This window comes from Streptomyces albidicamelliae (assembly GCF_025642175.1).
Lineage (GTDB): Bacteria > Actinomycetota > Actinomycetes > Streptomycetales > Streptomycetaceae > Streptomyces > Streptomyces albidocamelliae.
This window is the reverse complement of sequence record NZ_CP106795.1, coordinates 2,956,149-2,977,048: the sequence shown is the minus strand read 5'-3', so window position 1 is coordinate 2,977,048 and position 20,900 is coordinate 2,956,149. Positions and strand designations below refer to the sequence as shown.

General features: G+C 72.0%; 19 protein-coding genes. 9 read left to right on the top strand and 10 right to left on the bottom strand.

Features of this window, described 5'->3' with window-relative positions; genetic code table 11:
* Nucleotide 1: 1 nt before the first annotated feature.
* Nucleotides 2-1,636 carry an ABC transporter substrate-binding protein gene (locus tag N8I86_RS13780; RefSeq protein ID WP_263277885.1) on the bottom strand — a complete coding sequence of 545 codons (1,635 nt, stop codon included), beginning with the start codon at nt 1,634-1,636 and terminating at the stop codon, nt 2-4.
* Nucleotides 1,637-1,916: 280 nt separating this feature from the next.
* Here N8I86_RS13780 and N8I86_RS13775 point away from each other — a divergent pair, with 280 nt between their 5' ends.
* From N8I86_RS13775 to N8I86_RS13760, 4 genes are all read left to right on the top strand, one after another.
* Complete coding sequence (locus tag N8I86_RS13775) at nt 1,917-2,159, top strand: hypothetical protein (protein ID WP_143611254.1); 243 nt, start codon at nt 1,917-1,919, stop codon at nt 2,157-2,159.
* 79 nt (nt 2,160-2,238) lie between these two features.
* The gene (gene recO / locus N8I86_RS13770) at nt 2,239-2,988 is read left to right on the top strand and encodes a DNA repair protein RecO (protein WP_073893790.1); all 750 of its coding nucleotides are present in this window, start codon (nt 2,239-2,241) and stop codon (nt 2,986-2,988) included.
* A gap of 36 nt (nt 2,989-3,024) precedes the next feature.
* Entirely contained in the window at nt 3,025-3,873 is an 849-nt protein-coding gene (locus N8I86_RS13765) for an isoprenyl transferase (protein WP_073893788.1), read from the top strand.
* A gap of 40 nt (nt 3,874-3,913) precedes the next feature.
* On the top strand, nt 3,914-5,239 hold the full coding sequence (locus N8I86_RS13760; RefSeq protein WP_263277884.1) for a histidine phosphatase family protein: 1,326 nt from the start codon (nt 3,914-3,916) through the stop codon (nt 5,237-5,239).
* Nucleotides 5,240-5,255: 16 nt separating this feature from the next.
* Here N8I86_RS13760 and N8I86_RS13755 read toward each other — a convergent pair whose 3' ends face one another.
* The 4 genes from N8I86_RS13755 to N8I86_RS13740 form a co-directional block, all read right to left on the bottom strand.
* Nucleotides 5,256-5,666: a Fur family transcriptional regulator gene (locus N8I86_RS13755; RefSeq protein WP_073893784.1), complete on the bottom strand. Its 411-nt coding sequence runs from the start codon at nt 5,664-5,666 to the stop codon at nt 5,256-5,258.
* A 61-nt stretch (nt 5,667-5,727) separates the two neighbouring features.
* Nucleotides 5,728-6,630, bottom strand: a complete 903-nt coding sequence (locus N8I86_RS13750; RefSeq protein WP_073893782.1) for a metal ABC transporter permease — start codon at nt 6,628-6,630, stop codon at nt 5,728-5,730.
* Nucleotides 6,630-7,397 (bottom strand): metal ABC transporter ATP-binding protein, encoded by a 768-nt coding sequence (locus tag N8I86_RS13745; RefSeq protein ID WP_073893780.1) that lies wholly within the window; start codon nt 7,395-7,397, stop codon nt 6,630-6,632. Before N8I86_RS13745 ends, N8I86_RS13750 begins: the two co-directional genes overlap by 1 nt.
* Nucleotides 7,398-7,417: 20 nt before the next feature.
* Nucleotides 7,418-8,377, bottom strand: a complete 960-nt coding sequence (locus N8I86_RS13740) for a metal ABC transporter substrate-binding protein (RefSeq protein WP_073893778.1) — start codon at nt 8,375-8,377, stop codon at nt 7,418-7,420.
* Nucleotides 8,378-8,537: 160 nt separating this feature from the next.
* Here N8I86_RS13740 and N8I86_RS13735 point away from each other — a divergent pair, with 160 nt between their 5' ends.
* On the top strand, nt 8,538-9,920 hold the full coding sequence (locus N8I86_RS13735) for a glycine--tRNA ligase (protein ID WP_073893776.1): 1,383 nt from the start codon (nt 8,538-8,540) through the stop codon (nt 9,918-9,920).
* Between the two features lie 91 nt (nt 9,921-10,011).
* Here the strand turns inward: N8I86_RS13735 and N8I86_RS13730 are convergent, their stop codons facing one another.
* Nucleotides 10,012-11,058 (bottom strand): chitinase, encoded by a 1,047-nt coding sequence (locus N8I86_RS13730; RefSeq protein WP_263277883.1) that lies wholly within the window; start codon nt 11,056-11,058, stop codon nt 10,012-10,014.
* A gap of 200 nt (nt 11,059-11,258) precedes the next feature.
* Between N8I86_RS13730 and N8I86_RS13725 the strand changes: the two genes are divergently transcribed.
* A complete protein-coding gene (locus N8I86_RS13725; RefSeq protein WP_263277882.1) occupies nt 11,259-12,269 on the top strand; it encodes an aldo/keto reductase in 1,011 nt (336 codons plus the stop codon).
* Nucleotides 12,270-12,295: 26 nt separating this feature from the next.
* Complete coding sequence (locus tag N8I86_RS13720) at nt 12,296-12,892, top strand: TetR/AcrR family transcriptional regulator (protein ID WP_073893770.1); 597 nt, start codon at nt 12,296-12,298, stop codon at nt 12,890-12,892.
* 311 nt (nt 12,893-13,203) lie between these two features.
* Here N8I86_RS13720 and N8I86_RS13715 read toward each other — a convergent pair whose 3' ends face one another.
* Nucleotides 13,204-13,428, bottom strand: a complete 225-nt coding sequence (locus N8I86_RS13715) for a hypothetical protein (RefSeq protein WP_073893768.1) — start codon at nt 13,426-13,428, stop codon at nt 13,204-13,206.
* 116 nt (nt 13,429-13,544) lie between these two features.
* Nucleotides 13,545-14,975 carry an MFS transporter gene (locus tag N8I86_RS13710; RefSeq protein WP_263277881.1) on the bottom strand — a complete coding sequence of 477 codons (1,431 nt, stop codon included), beginning with the start codon at nt 14,973-14,975 and terminating at the stop codon, nt 13,545-13,547.
* A gap of 101 nt (nt 14,976-15,076) precedes the next feature.
* Between N8I86_RS13710 and N8I86_RS13705 the strand changes: the two genes are divergently transcribed.
* Nucleotides 15,077-15,952 (top strand): helix-turn-helix transcriptional regulator, encoded by an 876-nt coding sequence (locus N8I86_RS13705; protein ID WP_123437955.1) that lies wholly within the window; start codon nt 15,077-15,079, stop codon nt 15,950-15,952.
* Nucleotides 15,953-15,971: 19 nt separating this feature from the next.
* On the opposite strand, the gene N8I86_RS13700 is transcribed toward N8I86_RS13705, so the two are convergent.
* Nucleotides 15,972-17,426, bottom strand: coding sequence for an MFS transporter (locus N8I86_RS13700; protein WP_263277880.1), 1,455 nt, complete (start codon nt 17,424-17,426; stop codon nt 15,972-15,974).
* Nucleotides 17,427-17,508: 82 nt separating this feature from the next.
* On the opposite strand from N8I86_RS13700, the gene dusB reads away from it, so the two are divergent.
* On the top strand, nt 17,509-18,651 hold the full coding sequence (gene dusB / locus N8I86_RS13695; RefSeq protein ID WP_123437956.1) for a tRNA dihydrouridine synthase DusB: 1,143 nt from the start codon (nt 17,509-17,511) through the stop codon (nt 18,649-18,651).
* Here the strand turns inward: dusB and N8I86_RS13690 are convergent, their stop codons facing one another.
* Nucleotides 18,652-20,454 (bottom strand): alkaline phosphatase family protein, encoded by a 1,803-nt coding sequence (locus N8I86_RS13690; protein WP_263277879.1) that lies wholly within the window; start codon nt 20,452-20,454, stop codon nt 18,652-18,654.
* Nucleotides 20,455-20,900: the final 446 nt, after the last annotated feature.

Sequence of the window (20,900 nt, the reverse complement as noted above, 5' to 3'; positions counted from 1 at the left end):
GTCAGACCCACGCGGCCTGGAGGAGGTTGACGCCCGGGTAGGGCTGCGCCCTTATGCCGGTGAGCCGGCGCGGGTCCCAGGCCGTCATCAGCTCGTTGTGCACCACCGGGTACAGCACGGCCTGCTCGGCGACGACGTCGATGTAGTCCTGGACCATCGCCGTCTTCCGCGCCGGGTCCGGCTCCCGGGTCGCCCGGTCCATGTCCGTGAACAGCTTCTTCGCGACCGGGTCGCCGGCCCAGCGGGTGTACTGCATCCACAGGTTCCGGGGGCCGTAGTTGTAGTGCATGATCAGGTCGGCGTCGAGCCCGAACTGGTTCGGGTTGGAGGCCGCCGCGACCACCTGGTAGTCCTGCTTCTGGTCCATCTTGGTGAACACGGCCGTCGTCTCCTGCGGCGCGAGGGTCGTCTCCACGCCGATGGCGTCCCAGGAGGCCTTCACGGTCGGCAGGCAGTCGACGATCCAGCTGACGTTCACGGCCAGGATCTCCACCTTGAGGTCCGTGACCCCGGCGGCCCTCAGCAGCGCCTTCGCCCGGGCGGGGTCGTGGTCGTAGACCGTCCTGGCGCGCCGGTGGCCGGGGTTGCCCTCGTCGAGGAACGACGTCGCCGGCCGGCCGTGCCCCTTCAGGGCGACCCGCACCATCTTCTCGGTGTCGATGGCGTAGTGCAGGGCCTGGCGGACCCGCACGTCGTCGAAGGGCTTGTGCGCGGTGTTGAACATCAGGAAGAGGTTGTTCATCCCGGCGCCGCCCTCGACCGTCAGGCCGCCCTGCTCCAGCCGGGGGATGTTGGCGTAGGGGATGTTGTCGGCGATCTGGGCGCCCGCGCCGGTCCCGGAGATCTTCGCGACGCGCGGGGCCGCGTCCACGATGGTCAGCCAGTTCATCCGCTTGAAGGCGGGCCTGCGCGGGCCGTTGTAGCCGGGATACGCCTCGAAGGTGGTGTTGGACTTCGGATGGTGCGCGGTCTGCCGGTACGGGCCCGAGCCGACCGCCAGCCCCTTGATCGCCTCGTCCCAGGCACCGGGCCGGGAGAACACGTGCCGGGGCATGATCTTGGCCAGCGTGAGCCGCGAAAGACCATCCGGGAAGGGGAACTTGAGCACCAGCTCGACCGTGCGGGAGTCGACCGCGCGGACCTTCTCCAGCCAGCCGGCGAAGAAGCCCTTGGCCAGCGTCTGGGTGTGCGGGTCCAGTATCCGGTCGAAGACGAACACGACGTCGTCGGCGGTGACGGGCCTGCCGTCGTGGAAGGTGGCCCCGGAGCGCAGGGTGAACCGCCAGGTGGTGGCGCCCGGGTCGGCGGGCACCCGGGTGCCGAGCGCCGGGTACGGCTTCCGGGAGATCGGGTCGGTGTCCAGCAGCCCTTCGTAGACGTGGTTGTTGGCGGCCATCGCGAACGCCGACGCCGTCTGCGTCGGGTCCCAGCTGCCGTCGTTGCCGTATCCGATCACCGCGGTCAGCGTGCGGTCGCGGCCGCTGCCGCCGCTGCCGGTGTCGTTGGTGGACTGCGGCCCGCCGGAACAGGCGGCCAGCGCGGGCGGCAGCAGGGCGGCCCCGCCCAGCGCGCCGGTGAGCTTGAGGAACTGCCGGCGCCGCGGTGCCGGTAGGTCGGGGGTCACGTCGTCGCGCACGGGTCCTCCAGCGGGTGGGAGAGGGGAGGGGCGGGAGATACGACGTCCAACGTCCTACGTCCGATTTCGGTAGCGCGACCATAGGTAAGCCCCCGGGGGCGGTCAAGAGAGCACACACGAATGGCGCAGCCGCAGCGGGCGGGGACCGCCGGCGCACTCGCGGGCGCGGGCGGACGCGGAGTGTAGGGGCGGAGCGTCACCGGGGATGCGCGAAGCGTGAAACCCGTCCGGGGCGGGCAGCCACCGTGAGGGCGCGACACCACCACACATCCCGCGCCGTGTGACGAGGGAGGCGGAGGAGACGTTGGGGGAATCGCAGCCGCCCGTCGGCACCCATGTCGTGGACACGGACACCGGGCGGGCCGGGATCGTCATGGGCCACGAGGGCCCCTACGTCCAGCTGAGACCCCCCGGCGGCGGCCGGGAGTGGGACGCCGAACCCGGCGCCGTCCGCCGGACGGTCCCCGGTGACCGGGCCGGCGCCGAGGCGGCACACGCCGAGGCCGGCGACGAGCCTCCCTGACCGGGCGCCTCCGCGTTGGCCGCCCCCACCTCGGCCGACCCCGACATGGCCGCCCGGGCCATGGGCGAGAATGGGTGGCATGAGTCTGTTCCGCGACGACGGCATCGTGCTGCGCACCCAGAAGCTGGGTGAGGCGGACCGGATCATCACGCTGCTCACGCGCGGTCACGGACGGGTACGCGCGGTGGCCCGCGGGGTACGGCGCACCAAGTCGAAGTTCGGGGCCCGGCTGGAGCCCTTCTCCCACGTGGACGTGCAGTTCTTCGCCCGCGGCAGCGAACTGGTCGGGCGCGGACTGCCGCTGTGCACCCAGAGCGAGACCATCGCCCCGTACGGCGGCGGGATCGTCGCCGACTACGGCCGCTACACCGCCGGCACGGCCATGCTGGAGACCGCCGAGCGGTTCACCGACCACGAGGGCGAGCCGGCCGTCCAGCAGTACCTGCTGCTGGTGGGCGCCCTGCGCACACTCGCCCGGGGCGAGCACGCCCCGCACCTCGTCCTGGACGCCTTCCTGCTGCGCTCCCTCGCCGTCAACGGCTACGCACCGAGCTTCGGCGACTGCGCGAAGTGCGGCATGCCCGGCCCGAACCGCTTCTTCTCGGTGGCCTCCGGCGGCTCCGTCTGCGTCGACTGCCGGGTCCCCGGCAGCGTCGTACCGTCCCCGCAGACCCTGGTGCTGCTCGGGGCGCTGCTTACGGGAGACTGGGAGACGGCGGACGCGTGCGAGGCGCGGTACGTCCGCGAGGGCAGCGGGCTGGTGTCCGCCTACCTGCACTGGCATCTGGAGCGCGGACTGCGCTCGCTGCGCTACGTCGAGAAGTCGTAGCGGAATTCCTGGATCGCAGAGGGAGACGAGAAGCACATGGTGGTACGCGGGATCCTCGGGCGCCAGCGGCGCGACTACCAGGCGCCGGAGCCGCACCCGTCGGGAGCCCGCGCGCCGAAGCTCCCCGGCGAGCTGGTCCCGAACCACGTGGCGATCGTCATGGACGGCAACGGTCGCTGGGCGAAGGAGCGGGGGCTCCCGCGCACCGAAGGGCACAAGGTGGGCGCCGAGCGGGTGCTCGACGTCCTCCAGGGCTCCATCGAGATCGGTGTGCGCAACATCTCCCTGTACGCCTTCTCCACCGAGAACTGGAAGCGTTCGCCGGACGAGGTCCGCTTCCTGATGAACTTCAACCGGGACTTCATCCGCAAGACCCGTGACCAGCTCGACGCCCTCGGTATCCGGGTGCGCTGGGTGGGCCGGATGCCCAAGCTGTGGAAGTCGGTCGCCAAGGAGCTCCAGGTCGCCCAGGAGCAGACCAAGGGCAACGACCTGCTCACGCTGTACTTCTGCATGAACTACGGCGGGCGGGCCGAGATCGCCGACGCCGCGCAGGCCCTCGCGGAGGACGTGAAGGCCGGCCGCCTCGACCCGTCCAAGGTCAACGAGAAGACACTCCAGAAGTACATGTACTACCCGGACATGCCGGACGTCGACCTGTTCCTGCGCCCGAGCGGCGAGCAGCGCACCTCCAACTACCTGCTCTGGCAGAGCGCGTACGCCGAGATGGTGTTCCAGGACGTGCTGTGGCCGGACTTCGACCGGCGCGACCTGTGGCGGGCCTGCATGGAGTTCGCCTCCCGGGACCGGCGCTTCGGCGGAGCCGTCCCCAACGAGGACCTGCTCGCCATGGAAGCCGCCATGAAGGGCGAGTCCACCTCGTAGCCACCGTGGATTCACGCGGGCCGCCGAGGATGCGGTACTCATGAGACGTCTCACCCCTGTCCTCGCCCTCGGCGCCCTGCTGCTCACCGCGCTGCCCGCACACGCGGCCGACGGCCCCGCGCACCGCGAGAGTTACGGCACGAAGGCGCCGTACGCGCCCCAGCAGAACCCGCGTACCTACCAGCGGCCCCCGGCCGGCTTCGAGCCCGTCCTCACGGAGAACGTCTCCCGGCACGGCTCCCGTGCCGCGACCGACGGCGAGGACGCCGACCTCGTCCTCGCACTGTGGGACGAGGCCGAGGCCACCGGGCAACTGACCCGTCGCGGTGAGGAGTTCGGGCCGACGGTCCGCGCCCTTGAGGCCGCCATGGCGAAGGTCGGCCACGGCAACCTCAGCGGGCGCGGGCGGCAGGAGATGCGGGACACCGCCGCGCGCACCGCACACCGGCTGCCGTCCCTGTTCGCGGCGATCGCCGACAAGGGCGAGCGGATCGACGTCGTCAGTTCCGGGCAGGGGCGGGCGGTGGACAGCGCGAAGGAGTTCACCGACTCGCTCGCCGCGATCGACCCGGCGCTGAAGCCGCTCATCGGCCCGACCCGGACCGATAAGGACCTGCTGTACTCCCACAAGGCGGCGGGCGGCGCGGCCTACCGGGACTACATCGAGAACGACCAGCGCCTTAAGGACACCCTGAGCGGCATCACCGAACAGCCGAGGACCGGGCGGGCCGCCCGCGGCGTCCTGCGGAGGATCTTCACGGAGTCCTTCGTCGAGCGGATCGCCGACCGGACCGGCGCCGCGCAGGCCGTCTACAACCTGTACGCCATCGCCCCCGCGATGACCGAGGAGAGCCCGGGCGGCGCGGGCTGGGGCATGGAGCGCTTCCTCTCCCGTCGGGACGCGGCGTGGTTCGGCCGGCTCGGCGACGCCGAGGACTTCTACGAGAAGGGCCCCGGCTTCGCCGACAGCGACATCACCTACAAGATGGCGGGCGTACTCCTCGACGACCTCTTCGAGCAGGCCGAGGCCAAGCGCGCCGGTACCGGCGACCTCGGTGCCGAACTGCGCTTCACCCACGCCGAGGAACTCATCCCGCTGGCCGCGCTGATGGGTCTGCCCGGCAGCACGCAGCCGGCGGCGCCGGGGGAGCCGTACACCTACGCGGACAACCCGTGGCGCGGCGCCTCGGTCGCCCCGCTGGGCGGCAACATCCAGTGGGACGTCTTCCAGAAGGGCGACCGCTACCTGGTCCGCATGCTCTACAACGAGCGGGAGACGGCGTTCAAGCCCGCCTGCCGGCCGGTCGGGAAGGGCAGCGCCTTCTACGACCTCGACGAACTGGAGCGCTGCTTCGGCCGATCCTGAGCGGCCGCGCGCCGGCTCAGCCCGCGGCGCACTCCGCGCAGGTGCCGAAGATCTCGACCGTGTGGGCCACGTTGACGAAGCCGTGTTCCGCGGCGATCGCCTCCGCCCACTTCTCGACGGCAGGGCCCTCGACCTCGACGGCCCTGCCGCAGGCGCGGCAGACCAGGTGGTGGTGGTGTTCCCCGCTGGAGCAGCGGCGGTAGACGGACTCGCCCTCGGACGTGCGCAGGACGTCGACCTCGCCCGCGTCGGCGAGGGACTGCAGGGTGCGGTAGACCGTGGTCAGGCCGACCGAGTCGCCCTTGTGCTTGAGCATGTCGTGCAGTTCCTGCGCGCTGCGGAACTCGTCGACCTCGTCCAGGGCCGCCGCCACGGCTGCGCGCTGGCGGGTCGCGCGACCCTTCACGGGCGGTCCAGCGGTCGTCACCGGTTGCCTCCTCACGTCTGGCGTCTGCCCGGGCCATTGTGCCAGCCCGGGCGACGCGCGGTCAGACGCCGACCTCGTCCCCGGCCCGTCTGCCGGCCGGAATCGCGCACTCCGCCGGGTCACCGGCGGGCTGGGCCGCGGCGGCCGCCCGAGCGCGTCGGCGGGCCAGCGGAGCGGCCAGCGCCGTCAGCGCGACGAACGCGGCGATGGTGAGCAGCACGATGGTCGCGCCGGGCGGGACGTCCTGGTAGTACGAGGTGATCGTGCCGCTGACGGTGACGCCCACGCCGATCGCGACGGCGATCGCGAACGTGGCGGCGAAGCTCCGGCTGAGCTGCTGGGCCGCGGCCACCGGCACCACCATCAGCGCGGAGACGAGCAGCAGCCCGACGACGCGCATCGCGACCGTCACGGTCACCGCGGCGGTGACCGCCGTCAGCAGGTTCAGCGCGCGCACCGGAAGCCCCGTGACCCGGGCGAACTCCTCGTCCTGGCTGACCGCGAACAGCTGACGGCGCAGGCCCAGCGTGACGAGCAGGACGAGGGCGGCGAGCACGCAGATCGCGTGCACGTCGGACGGTGACACCGTCGACAGCGAGCCGAACAGGTACGACGTCAGGTTGGCGTTGGAGCCGCCCGGCGCGAGGTTGATCAGCATCACGCCGCCGGCCATGCCGCCGTAGAAGAGCATGGCGAGGGCGATGTCGCCGCGCGTCCTGCCGTACCAGCGGATCAGCTCCATCAGGACGGCGCCGAGCACCGAGACGGCCGTCGCCATCCACACCGGCGACGTCGACAGCAGGAAGCCGAGGCCGACGCCCGTCATGGCGACGTGCCCGATGCCGTCGCCCATCAGGGCCTGGCGGCGCTGGACCAGGTAGATGCCGATCGCGGGCGCGGTGAGGCCGACGAGCACGGCGGCGAGCAGTGCCCGCTGCATGAAGGCGAAGTCGAGGAATTCCATCAGCTCAGCAGTCCCGTGCGGATCGGTTCGGCGCCCGCCGGTGCGTGCGGGTGCACATGGTCGTGGCCGGGCAGGGCGTGCTGGCCGACCGCGCGGGGCGGTGGGCCGTCGTGCAGGACGCAGCCGTCGCGCAGGACGACCGCCCGGTCGATCAGGGGCTCCAGGGGGCCCAGTTCGTGCAGCACCAGGAGGACCGTCGTACCGGCCGCCACCTGCTGCTCCAGCGTCCGCGCGAGCACCTCCTGGCTGGCCAGGTCGACGCCCGCCATCGGCTCGTCCATGATCAGCAGTTCGGGCTCGGCGACCAGCGCGCGGGCGATCAGCACCCGCTGGTGCTGGCCGCCGGAGAGGGCGTCCGCCGAGTCCTTGGCGCGGTCCGCCATGCCGACCAGCTCCAGGGCCCGGCGCACCGCCTCCCGGTCGCTCCTGCGGAAGACGCCGAAGCGGGTGCGCGAGAGCCGGCCGGCGGAGACGATCTCGGTCACGGTCGCCGGTACGCCGCCCGCCGCGGTGGTGCGCTGCGGTACGTAGCCCACGCGCGACCAGTCGCGGAAGGACCGGCGCTCGGTGCCGAAGAGTTCGACGGCGCCGCCGCTGACCGGCACCTGGCCGATGATCGTGCGGATCGCCGTGGACTTCCCCGAGCCGTTGGCGCCGAGCAGCGCGACGACCTCGCCGCGGCCGACGGTGAGATCCATGCCGCGCAGCACGGGACGCGCGCCGAGTTCGGCGGTCACCGCGCGCATGGTGATGACGGGTTCGCCCATGGTCCTGCCCTCCGTGCCGCTCACTTGGCGCCCAGTGCCCGCTGGAGCGCCTTGAGGTTGGCCCGCTGGACCGCGAAGTAGTCGGTGCCGCGGGACTTGCCGGTGATGCCTTCGATCGGGTCGAGGACGTCGGTCCGCAGGCCCGTGTCGTGCGCGACGGTCTTCGCGGTCTCGTCGCTGACGAGCGTCTCGTAGAAGACGGTGGTGACGCCGTCGGCCCGGGCCATTCGCTCCAGGTCCTTCACGCGCGCGGCGCTGGGCTCCGACTCGGGGTCCAGGCCGCTGATGGCCTCCTCGGTGAGGCCGTAGCGCTCGGCGAGGTAGCCGAAGGCGGCGTGGGTGGTGATGAAGACCTTGTCCGCCGTGTGCGCGAGGCCGTCCCGGAACTGCCGGTCCAGGCCGCCCAGCCGCTCGACCAGCTCGGCGGTGTTCTTCTCGTAGTCGGCGGCGTGCTTCGGATCGGCCTTGGCGAAGGCGTGGCCGACGCCGCGGGCGACCTGGGCGTAGCGCACCGGGTCGAGCCAGATGTGCGGGTCCTTGCCGCCGGACTCCTCGTCGTCGTGGGAGTCGTGCGCGGCCGCGTGGCCGCCGACCTCGGTGCCGTGGTTCTCCAGCGTGGTCAGCGAGGCCGCGTCGATCTTCGTCCCGGCCGGCGACTGGGCCACCGCCCGGTCGACGGCGGGCTGGAGGTTCTTCAGGTAGAGGACCGCGTCGGCCTTCTCCAGGCCGCCGATCTGCCGGGGGCTGAGCTCCAGGTCGTGCGGTTCCTGGCCGGGAGTGGTGAGACTGGTTACGTGGACGTGGCTGCCGCCGATCCGCTCGGCGAGGAACGTCATCGGGTAGAAGGACGTGACGACGTCGAACTTGCCGGTGCCGGCCGCCGCCGCGCCGTCGCCGGAGCATGCGGTGAGGGTGCCGATCCCGAGTGCGGTGACCGCGCCGACCGCGGCGGCGGATATGAGGCGTCGTCGTACGTTCATGACAGTCATTTTCAACAAAGATGGAAACCGTTGTCAACAAGCCCTCCGAGGGCCGTGGACCAGGGGCCGATTTGGTCGTGGGGGAGCCTGCGCCGGTAACCTGAATCATTCGCTGGAAGCATCTCGCTTCAACGCCCGTCGTCGTAATGAAGAGAGCACCGTGGCCGCCGACAAGATCGACACCATCGTCAGCCTGAGCAAGCGCCGTGGCTTCGTTTTCCCGTGCAGTGAGATCTACGGCGGACAGCGTGCCGCCTGGGACTACGGACCGCTGGGCGTCGAGCTCAAGGAGAACATCAAGCGCCAGTGGTGGCGCTACATGGTGACGTCGCGCGAGGACGTCGTCGGTATCGACTCGTCCGTCATCCTGGCCCCCGAGGTCTGGGTCGCCTCCGGCCATGTCGCCACTTTCACGGACCCGCTGACCGAGTGCACCGCGTGTCACAAGCGGTTCCGCGCGGACCACCTGGAAGAGGCCTACGAGGAGAAGAAGGGCCACGCCCCGGCGAACGGCCTGGCCGACATCAACTGCCCGAACTGCGGCAACAAGGGCCAGTTCACCGAGCCCAAGCAGTTCTCGGGTCTCCTCTCCACCCACCTCGGCCCGACGCAGGACTCCGGCTCCGTCGCCTACCTGCGCCCCGAGACCGCCCAGGGCATCTTCACCAACTTCGCCCAGGTGCAGACCACCTCGCGCCGCAAGCCGCCCTTCGGCATCGCGCAGATGGGCAAGTCCTTCCGCAACGAGATCACGCCCGGCAACTTCATCTTCCGGACCCGCGAGTTCGAGCAGATGGAGATGGAGTTCTTCGTCAAGCCGGGCGAGGACGAGAAGTGGCAGGAGTACTGGATGGAGCAGCGCTGGAACTGGTACACGGGCCTCGGCCTGCGTACCGAGAACATGCGCTGGTACGAGCACCCGAAGGAGAAGCTCTCCCACTACTCCAAGCGCACCGCCGACATCGAGTACCGCTTCCAGTTCGGCGGCAGCGAGTGGGGCGAGCTCGAGGGCGTCGCCAACCGCACCGACTACGACCTCGGCGCCCACTCCAAGGCGTCCGGCCAGGACCTCTCCTACTTCGACCAGGAGGCCGGCGAGCGCTGGACGCCGTACGTCATCGAGCCCGCGGCCGGTGTCGGCCGCGCGATGCTGGCCTTCCTCCTCGACGCGTACGTCGAGGACGAGGCGCCCAACGCCAAGGGCAAGATGGAGAAGCGCACGGTGCTGCGCCTCGACCACCGTCTCGCGCCGGTGAAGGTCGCGGTGCTGCCGCTGTCCCGCAACCCCGAGCTGTCGCCGAAGGCCAAGGGCCTCGCCCAGGCGCTGCGTCAGAACTGGAACATCGAGTTCGACGACGCCGGTGCCATCGGCCGGCGTTACCGCCGCCAGGACGAGATCGGCACGCCGTTCTGCGTGACCGTCGACTTCGACACCCTCGAGGACAACGCGGTGACCGTCCGCGAGCGTGACTCGATGAAGCAGGAGCGGGTCTCCCTCGACCAGATCGAGGGCTACCTGGCCCAGCGCCTCATCGGCGCCTAGTCCGCACGGCGCATGCCGGGCGGGCCGATTCGATCGGCCCGCCCGGCATGCGCGTGTCCGGCCCCCTTCGTCGACTCGTCCGCTCGGCCGCTCAACGCCCCTGAAGGGCCTTCACGTTGTCGCCGAAGGTCCAGTTCTTCGAGCCGTCCCAGTTGACGGACCAGGTCATCAGGCCCTTGAGCGAGCCGCCGTAGTGCTTCCACGCCTGGGAGACCAGGGATGGCGACATGTGGCCGCCGCCCGCGCCGGGCTGGGCGGGCAGGCCCGGCACCTGCTTGTCGTACGGCACCCTGACCGTCGTGCCCTGCACCACCAGGCCCCTGTCCAGGCAGTCCGTCTGCGCGGTGAAGCCCTGCACGGTGCCCGCCGCGTACGAGTCGCCCGAGCAGCCGTACATGCTGCCGTTGTAGTACTGCATGTTCAGCCACCACAGCCGGCCGTTGTCCGCGTACTTCTTCACGATCGGCAGGTACGCGCCCCAGATCGAGCCGTAGGTGACGCTGCCGCCGGTGACGTACGCCGTCTCCGGGGCCATCGTCAGGCCGAAGCCGGACGGCATCTGCGCGAGGATCCCGTCGATGATCCGGATCAGGTTCGCCTGCGAGGGGGAGAGCCGGCCGATGTTCCCGCTGCCCACCAGGCCCGTCTCGATGTCGATGTCGATGCCGTCGAAGTTGTACGTCTTCAGGATCGGCACGATCGTCGCCACGAACCGGTCGGCCACGGCGGCGGACGACAGGTCGATGCCGGCCGCGGCACCGCCGATGGACAGCAGGATCGTCTGGCCGGACGCCTTGGCCCGGCACATCTCGGCGGGCGTGGCCACCTTGACGCCGGTGTCCATGCCGTCCTCCCACAGTGCCGTGCCGTCCGAACGGATCACCGGGAAGGCCGCGTTGACCACGTTGTAGCCGTGGGCCGGGATGCGCGCGTCGGTGATCGGGGTCCAGCCGAACGGCGGGTGGACGCCGGACGCCGAGCCGTCCCAGTTCTCCCAGTAGCCCTGGAGCACCTTGCCGGCCGGCCGGGACTTCACCGCGCAGGTGTCGGCGGCGGAGGCGGGGGCGGCTGCGGGGAGCTGGGTGAGACAGGCCGTGGCGAGCGCGGCGGCGAGCAAGGACAGGGTGCGGCGGAGCATACGGGCCTCCCGGTGGGGGTGCGGCGAGGTGTCGTAGGCATGACAGTTCTGGCGTCGACAGTGCTCGTGGTCCAGACCTCTCGTCAATAGGTCTGGACCAAATCGGGAGGATGGGGATCGGTGATCGATGGCAGAGGGGGAATGACAGAGATGGAATGACAGATATTGAAATCTGTCAGCTGTCATGGCAAGGTGGGGGCATGACGATGCGAACCCGAACCCTCGGAACCACCGGCCCCAAGGTCTCCGCCCTCGGCCTCGGCTGCATGGGCATGTCCGCGCTGTACGGCGACGCCGACCGCGCGGAGTCCCTCGCGACCGTCCACGCCGCCCTGGAGGCGGGCGTCACCCTGCTGGACACCGGCGACTTCTACGCCATGGGGCACAACGAGATGCTGCTCGGCGAGGCCCTGCGCACCGCACCGCCCGCCCGTCGCGAACAGGCGCTGGTCAGCGTGAAGTTCGGCGCCCTGCGCGACCCCGACGGCAACTGGAGCGGCTACGACGGCCGCCCCGCCGCCGTGAAGAACTTCGCCGCCTACTCCCTCCAGCGGCTCGGCGTCGACCACATCGACGTCTACCGGATCGCCCGCCTCGACCCGGACGTACCGATCGAGGAGACCGTCGGCGCGATCGCCGAGCTGGTCGAGAAGGGGTACGTCCGCCACGTGGGCCTCAGCGAGGTCGGCGCCGAGACCGTCCGGCGGGCCGCCGCCACCGCCCCGATCGCCGACCTCCAGATCGAGTACTCGCTCATCTCCCGCGGCATCGAGCGGGACATCCTGCCCACCACACGGGAGCTGGGCATCGGCGTCACCGCGTACGGTGTCCTCTCACGCGGCCTCATCTCCGGCCACTTCTCCCGTGACCGGCAGCTGGCCGCGGGCGACTTCCGCGCCCACTCGCCCCGCTTCCAGGGCGACAACCTCCAGCACAACCTGAACCTGGTCGACGCCCTGCGCAAGATCGCCGAGCAGAGGGGCGCGAGCGTCGCGCAGATCGCCATCGCCTGGGTGCTCTCCCGGGGCGAGGACATCGTGCCGCTGATCGGTGCCCGCAGCCGCGAGCGGCTGACCGAGTCGCTGGGCGCGCTGGCCGTCACCCTGGACGCGGCCGACCTCGCGGCGATCGAGGAGGCCGTCCCGGCGGACGCGGCGGCCGGCGACCGCTACCCGACCGCGCAGATGGCACACCTCGACAGCGAGCGCTGAACCGGCCGCCGGGTACGGTCTAGAACATGGCACCGACCAGCGAGACCCTGACCGCCGAGCGCATCCTCGAAGCGACCGAGGAAGTGCTGCGCCGCCACGGCCCGGCCAAGGCCACCGTGGTCGACGTGGCCCGCGCGCTCGGCGTCAGCCACGGCAGCGTCTACCGGCACTTCCGCACCAAGGCGGCACTGCGCGAGGCCGTCACCAAGCGCTGGCTGGACCGCACGTCGCTGAAGCTCGCCGGGATCGTCGCCGACGGCGGCAGTCCGGAGGAGCGGCTGCGGGCGTGGCTGGCGGCGCTGTTCGAGGCCAAGCGGCACAAGGCGGGCGACGACCCCGAACTCTTCGCCACCTACACGGTGCTGACCGACGAGAACGGCACGGTCGTCGGCGAGCACATAGCCGAGCTGACCGCCCAGCTGACCGGGATCGTCGCGGCGGGGGCCGAGTCGGGCGCGTTCTCCGTCGCCGATCCGGCCGCCGCGGCCCGCGCCGTCTTCCAGGCCACCGGCCGCTTCCACGACCCCTGCTACGCCCGGGAGTGGACCGCCCCCGGGATCCACGAGGAGTTCACGGCCGTCGTTGACCTGCTGCTCCGCGGCCTGGCCCCGACGGGCCGGTGAGCCCGGACGCCGGCGGGTAGCCGCCCGGACGCTCGCGGGCAGCCGGGAGTCCCGCCGCCGAGGGCAGGGGGCTCCGCGCCCGCCGGCGATCCGGCGGGCCGTCGCGACGGCCCGCCCGGCGACCCGGCCTTGAGCCACCGCAGGAGCGGGCGTCCCGCGTCGGCGGAGGGAGTTGCCGCCGTCGCCGTCCCGTCTACCCGGGGTCCGGGTCCGGGCGGGCGGCGATCCGGGCGGGCGCCGCGTGTCCGGGGTGTCCGACGTGGCCGTCGGGCCGGCCGGCCCGGTTCCCGGCGGGACGGCCGTACCTGTCCTCAGCGGGACGGCTGGCGGGCCGTCGTCGGGTCGACCGTCGCCTGGTGGGCCTCGGCCAGGTGCTCCTCGGCCTTCAGCCACGGCAGGAACTGGGCGCCCCGCCGCCAGCCGCACGTGTCGCATCTGATCGTGCGCTGCACCCCCGCGCGCTGCACTCTGACGACGTGCTCCCGCCCGTGCTGGTCCCAGCGGCTGACCTTGCTCGTAGTGCTGACCCGTGGCATGACGCCTCCCGTCCCCGCGTCCGGCAACCCGACGGCAAGGAGTGTGCAGCAGGACCAACATCAACAGGGCGAGATTCGCGGTGAGTTCTCCAAGCCGTGCCCTCGGCCCGCCCGGCTCAGCCGATGTCGCGGGGCAGCCGCAGGCTGAGCAGGCCCGTCAGCACGGTCCCGGCCAACTGCGCCAGCAGCGTCGCGACCAGCGCGTCCCGCATGCCCAGACGCGGAACCAGGGTCAGGAACAGCGTGCCGAGCGTGGCCACGCCCAGGGCGAGCGCGGACTGCTGGGTGGTGACCATCACACCGCTGCCGACCCCCGCCCGGGCGGCCGGCACCTCGGACATCACGATCCGCATCACATTGGGGAGTTGCAGCGCCTGCCCGGCACCGGCCACGGCCGCGCCCGGCAGCAGCGAGCCGAAGTCCAGGTGTGGCCAGTCCCGCCAGGCGGCCAGCACGATCAGCAGCACACCGGCGCCCTGCACGACGGCTCCGGCGGTGACCACGCGGGTGCCGTGGCGGGCGATCAGCCGCGGTCCGGCGAGCGAGACGAACAGGAACACCACGGCCATCGGCGCGAGCGCCAGCCCCGCCTGCACCGGCCCCAGCCCGGCGCCCTGCTGCAGGGCGAGCGCGATGACGAACATGAACCCGCTGAACCCGATGGAGAACGGCAGGATCAGCAGCAGTCCGCGCCGCAGCGAGGCCAGCGCCAGCAGACTGGGCGGCACCAGCGGGGTCCGGCCCGCCCGGTCCGCCCGCCGCTCCACGGTCCAGAACATCCCCGCGACAATCGGGAACGCCGCCAGCGACGCCCACGTCCACAGCGGCCAGCCCGCCGCCCGGCCCTCGGTGAGCGGAGCGAGCAGCGTCAGCAGGGACAGTGCGAGCAGGACCGTGCCCGGCACGTCGACCGGCTCCGGACGCCGCGACCTGGTCTCCGGCACGTACCGGACGGCGAGCACCAGCCCGGCCGCCACCACGGGCACGTTGACGAGGAAGACCGACCGCCACCCGGTACCGGCGACATCCGCGGCCACGAGCACCCCGCCCAGGATCTGCCCGGCCACCATGGACAGCCCGGCCGTGGCGCCGTACAGGCTCATCGCCCTGGCCCGGCGCGCACCCGTCGTGGCGGACTGGATGGTGGCGAGCACCTGCGGCAGCATCGCCGCGGCCGACGCGCCCTGCGCGACCCGCGCCGCGACGAGGCTCCAGGCGCCGGGGGCGAGCCCGCAGGCCAGCGAGGTGAGCCCGAACGCCGCCATGCCGCCGAGGAACAGCCGACGCCGGCCGAACAGGTCCCCGAGCCGCCCGCCGAGCACCAGCAGCACGGCGTACGCGACCCCGTAACCGGCCACGACCAGTTCCAGCACGGCCTCGCCCGCGGCGAGGTCCGTGCCGATGGCCGGCAGGGCGACGTTGACGATGAAGAAGTCGACCAGCGGCAGGGCCGCGGCCAGCAGGACGGTGAACAGTCCGGGCCCGCCGAGCGCGGGCGGGGCGGCCGCCGTCCGGACGGCCTTCGCGGTGGTGACGGTTTCGCTCATGCCCCCGAGCCTGCGCCCCCGCCGAGGCGGGTACCAGAGTCTCCTCATCCTGGTACCAGGAGCACCTGGCAACAGGATGGCGATCGCGGGACCCTGGACACATGACGACCCTGTCCCAGGAGACCGCCGCGCGGCCGACCGCCCGGGGTGCGGAGATCCGCCGGCACGAGCTGGCGGCCTTCCTGCGCAGCCGCCGCGAGCGCATCAAGCCCGAGCAGGTGGGGCTGCCTCGCGGAGCCCGCCGCCGTACGCCGGGACTGCGCCGGGAGGAGGTCGCCCAGCTCTCCGCGGTCGGCGTCACCTGGTACACGTGGCTGGAGCAGGCCCGCGACATCCAGGTGTCCGTCCAGGTCCTGGACGCCCTCGCGCGGACCCTGCGGCTGGACGCCGGCGAGCGCGCCCACCTCTTCCAGCTGGCCGGCGCCACCGATCCGTCGCCCGCGGCGAGCTGCCCGAGCGTGACCCCGGCCCTGCGCGAGATGCTGCGCCGGCTGGACCCGATCCCGGCCTGCATCCAGAACAGCCGGTACGACATCCTCGCCTACAACCGCACCTACGGGCGTCTGCTGGGCGACCTGGACGCGATCCCGCCCGAGGACCGCAACTGCATCCTGCTCGTGTACACCAGCGAGGAGTGGCAGTCGGCGGTCGTGCACCTGGAGCAGACCCAGCGCCTGATGGCCGCCCGGCTGCGCGCCTCCCTGGCCGGCCACCTCGGCGAGCCCGCCTGGAAGATGCTGCTCGGGCGGCTGGAGGAGGCACCGGCGTTCCGCGAGAACTGGGAGCGGTACGAGGTGGTCGCCGGCCGCACCAGGACCAAGGAGTTCCTCAACCCGCACGTCGGCCGTCTCAGCCTGGAGCACACCGACCTCTGGCTCGGCCCGGAGGCGGGCGCCCGGATGGTGACGTACACCCCGCGCGACGACGAGACGCGGGAGCGTCTGGAGAGGCTCTACGACCTGGCGCGGGCGGACTGACCGGCGGCGCCGCGCCCGCTCAGCGGGCGGCTCCCGAAGCGCCCACGACCTGGCGCACCTCCGCGGACCGAAGCTGCTCGGCCGTGCGCTCGGCGGTGCGGTGGGCCCAGCGGCCGCTCGTCAGCAGGCCGAGGACGAGGACGGCCAGACCGCACAGGGTGAGGATCCACCAGCCGGGGCGGGCGGCCGAGACGAACTCCTGCCGGTAGGAGGACGAGCCGACGCCGGCCGCGAGGACGGCGCCGACGACCGCCACGCCCAGCGTCTGACCCAGCTGCCTGCTCGTGGAGGCGACCGCGGCGGCGACCCCGGCCTGGGCGCGCGGCATGCCCGACACCGCCGTGTTGGTGATCGGCGCGTTCACGAAGCCGAAGCCGATACCGAACAGGACGTACCCGATGAAGAGCGTGGTGTTGGAGGTCTCCGCCTCGAAGACCGCGAACAGCACGCCGCTCGCCGTCATCGCCGTACCCGCCACGAGGAGGGGCAGCCGCGGACCCCGGCTGCCGACCAGCCGGCCGGACAGCGGCGCGCACAGGAACGTCGGCGCGGCCATGGGCAGCATCCACAGCCCCGCGTGCAGGGCGTCGAGACCGCGCACGTTCTGCAGGTACAGGGTGGACAGGAAGAGGAAGCCGCCCAGCGCGGCGAAGGCGCTGACCGCGATCACGGTCGCCCCGCTGAACGGCGCGGAGCGGAAGAAGCGCAGGTCGATGAGGGGTTCGGCGCGCCGGGGTTCGTACCACACGAGGGCCAGCAGGGCCGCCACGGCGATCACCGCGAAGGGGGCAACCGTGGCCGCGCCCGCGTCCGGCGCCTCGATGATCGCGTACGTCAGCGAGCCGAACAGGGCGATCACCAGCAGCTGGCCGACGGGGTCCGGGCGGCGGGCCTTGGGCGCGCGGGACTCGGGCACGAAGCGGAGGGTGAGGAGCAGGGCGGCGAGACCGACCGGCAGGTTGACCCAGAAGATGGCGCGCCAGCTCACCGACTGCACGAGCAGCCCGCCGACCAGCGGGCCCGCGGCCATGGAGATGCCGACCACCGCGCCCCACACGCCGATCGCGCGGGCGCGTTCGCGGGAGTCGGTGAAGGTGTTGGTGATGATCGACATGGCGACCGGGTTGAGCATCGAGCCGCCCACCGCCTGGATCATCCGGAACACGACGAGCAGTTCCAGGTCGGGTGCCAGGGAGCAGAGCAGGGAGCCGACGGAGAACAGCACCAGGCCGGTCATGAAGACCCGCTTGCGGCCGATGCGGTCGGCCGTGGAGCCGGCGAGCATGAGCAGCGAGGCCAGGACGAGCGTGTAGGCGTCGATCGTCCACTGCAGCCCGGAGGTGGTGGCGTGCAGGTCGCGCTCCATCGAGGGCAGCGCCACGTTCAGCGCGGTGTTGTCGAGGCTCACGATCAGCAGGCTCATACAGCAGATCGCGAGCACCAGCATGCGTCGGCGGTGACTCAACTCGGGCATGCGCTCCATCCTACGTCCGCTTCGATAGTGCGTCTAACTAATGAGTGATACATGATCTTTGTCGATGGGTGACAATGGGGCAATGCCCACGCCCCAGTCCCCCTTGCAGATCGGCCCGCACACCGTGCAGCCGCCCGTCGTGCTCGCCCCCATGGCGGGTATCACGAACGCGCCGTTCCGCACCCTGTGCCGGGAGTTCAGCGGCGGCAAGGGCCTGTTCGTCAGCGAGATGATCACGACCCGGGCGCTGGTCGAGCGCAACGAGAAGACCATGCAGCTGATCCGGTTCGACGCGAGCGAGCGGCCGCGGTCGATCCAGCTGTACGGCGTCGACCCGGCGACCGTCGGCAAGGCCGTCCGCATGATCGCGGAGGAGGACCTGGCCGACCACATCGACCTGAACTTCGGCTGCCCGGTCCCCAAGGTCACCCGCAAGGGCGGCGGCTCCGCCCTGCCCTACAAGCGGAACCTGCTCCGGGCGATCCTGCGCGAGGCGGTCTCGGGCGCCGGCGACCTGCCGGTGACCATGAAGATGCGCAAGGGCATCGACGACGACCACATCACCTTCCTCGACGCGGGCCGCATCGCCGTCGAGGAGGGCGTCACGGCCATCGCCCTGCACGGCCGTACCGCCGCCCAGCACTACGGCGGCACCGCCGACTGGGACGCCATCGCCCGGCTGAAGGAGCACGTCCCGGAGATCCCCGTGCTCGGCAACGGCGACATCTGGTGCGCCGAGGACGCGCTGCGGATGGTGCGCGAGACGGGCTGCGACGGGGTGGTCGTGGGCCGCGGCTGCCTGGGCCGCCCGTGGCTGTTCGCCGACCTGGTGGCCGCCTTCGAGGGCCGGCCCGACGACGTCGCCCGCCCCGCCCTGCGCGAGGTGGCCGACGTCATGGTGCGGCACGCCACTCTGCTCGGCGAGTGGGCCGGCGAGGAGTCCAAGGGCGTGGTCGACTTCCGCAAGCACGTCGCCTGGTACCTCAAGGGCTTCGCCGTCGGCTCCGAGATGCGCAAGCGGCTCGCGATCACCTCCTCGCTGGAGGAACTGCGGGCCGGCCTGGACGAGCTGGACCTCGACCAGGCCTGGCCGGCCGGCGCGGACGGGCCCCGGGGGCGTACCTCCGGCAACAACCGCGTCGTGCTGCCGGACGGCTGGCTGAAGGACCCGTACGACTGCGCGGGCGTCGGCGAGGACGCCGAGCTCGACACCTCGGGCGGCTGATCAGCCCTTCCTGGGGTGCGGGGTCGAGCCGTACGCCGTCAGGAAGCGGTCGCGGAAGGAACTCATCTTCCACACCGGCGCGTCGTGGGCCGGGCGCAGACCGTCCGTCCAGTGCCAGTCGGCGACCTTGTCGAGCACCCGCGGATCCTTGGCCACGATCGAGACCGGCACGTCACGGCTGGCGTGGTTGCCGCTGACCCGGGCGATCGGCTGGTGGTCGCCGAGGAACACCAGCACGGTGTCCTCGGTGCCGTAGCGCTCCAGCCACTCGGTCAGCGCGGTCACCGAGTACTGCACCGACTTGCCGTACTCCTCACGGGACTTGGTGGTGTCGGCGATGACGTCGGCCGGGTCGTTGCCCGCCGCCTCGATGCCCTTGAACACCGAGCCGTCGCCCAGCCGGTCCCAGCCCACCATCTTCGGAATGGGCGCCCACGGCTGGTGGCTGGACGTCAGGATGAGCAGCGACATCCGCGACTTGCCGCCGGCCGGCCGCTTGCTGTGCACCCGCTCCTGGTACTGCTGGAGCGCGTACTGGTCGGGCATGGTCGACCAGCTGAACTTCGGCCCCTTGTAGCCCAGCTGGAAGGCGTTGTACACCTTGCCGAGGCCGTACCACTTCTGCTCCGGCCAGCCCTTCTGCACACCGGGCATCACGCCGACCGTGTCGAACGCGCCGGTCCGCTCGAACGCCTCCGTCAGGCTCATGTGGTCGCTCGCCATGACGGTCCGGTAGCGCTGCTGGTTGCTGATCCACAGGCCCGACATGGTGGTGGAGTGGCCGAGCCAGCTGCTGCCGCCGTAGGTCGCCGAGGTCAGCCAGCCGCTCTTGGCGTGGAAGCCCGCCGCGGCCAGGGCCTTGGTCCGGACGTCGAGGGTCCTGTCCACGCCGGGCGCCATGATCGGGTCCTCGATCGCGCTGCGGCCGTAGGACTCGATGAAGGTGAAGATCATGTCCTTGCCGCGCAGGTCCGGGACGAGCTGGCTGCCCGGGGTGTTGCCGAAGGCGTCGACCCGGGCCACCTTCCGGAACTCCGCCTCGTCCCTGAGGGTGTCCGAGACACGCCGGGCCTGGACCTTCAGCGCGGTGGCCGTCCGTTCGGAGGCGAGCGGCACGCCGGACACCTGCAGGCCCAGGGAGGAGCAGGTGATCCAGACGACCCCGGCGATCAGCGTGCCCCGGGTCGCGGTGCCGGTGTGCCGGGCGAGCACGTTGCTCAGCCGGACCGTGGACAGCGCCAGCACGACGAAGAGGAGGAGCACCAGGGCGATCACGCCGGCCACGGCCGCGAGGGTGGTGGTCCGGCCGAGGGAGTCCTCCAGGTACGACTCCGCGTCGGTCAGCAGGCTCCAGTCGAGGACGAGGTTGAAGCTGCGGCCCAGGTACTGGTTGAAGCCCATGTCGAGCGCGTTGAGCAGGGTCATGGCGCCGAGCGCGACCCCGGACACCGCCGCCAGCACCACCCGGGGCCGGCGCGGCAGCGCGAGCATCACCGCCGCGCCGACGACGGCTTCCCCCGGAATCCGCAGGAACTTGGCGGGCCCCAGGTGCACGACGCTGTTGGGCATCACGAGCGCGGCGACCACGAGGACGGCGGCCAGCACGGTGACCGTGACCGACAGGGCCCGCGCGCCCGCGGGGTGCCGCTCCCGCCACCGCCCCGCCCACGCGGACCAGACCTTCCAGGGCCACCGGACGGACCGCCGGGCGGGCTCCGCGGGGGCGGCGGCCGGGTCGACCTCCGGAGCGGGGGCAACGGCGGGCGCGGGACCGGGTTCCGACGCCAGGCCGGGTTCCGGCACGGGCCCAACGCCCGAGCCGTGCGCCCCGGGGCCCGCCGCCTCGGCCTCCGTCACCTCGGCTTCCGCCGCTTGCGGTTCCCGCGGCTCCGGTTCCGCCGACTCGGCTTGGGCCGCCTCCGACTCCGGTTCCGCCGACTTCGCTTGGGCCGCCTCCGGCTCCGGCTCCGCCGACTTCGGTTCGGCTGACGTCGGTTGGGCCGTCGCGCGGGCGGTCGGTGTCTCGGCTTCCGGCACCTCGGCCTTCGTCACCTCGGCTTCCGCCGCTTGCGGTTCCCGCGGCTCCGATTCCGCCGACTCGGCTTGGGCCGCCTCCGACTCCGGCTCCGCCGACTTCGGTTCGGCTGACGTCGGTTGGGCCGTCTCACGGGCGGCCTGGTCCGGCTCCCGCTGCTCCGGGACCGCTGCCGTCGCCTCCGCGCCCTCGGCCGGTGCCGGGGCCGGCGCCC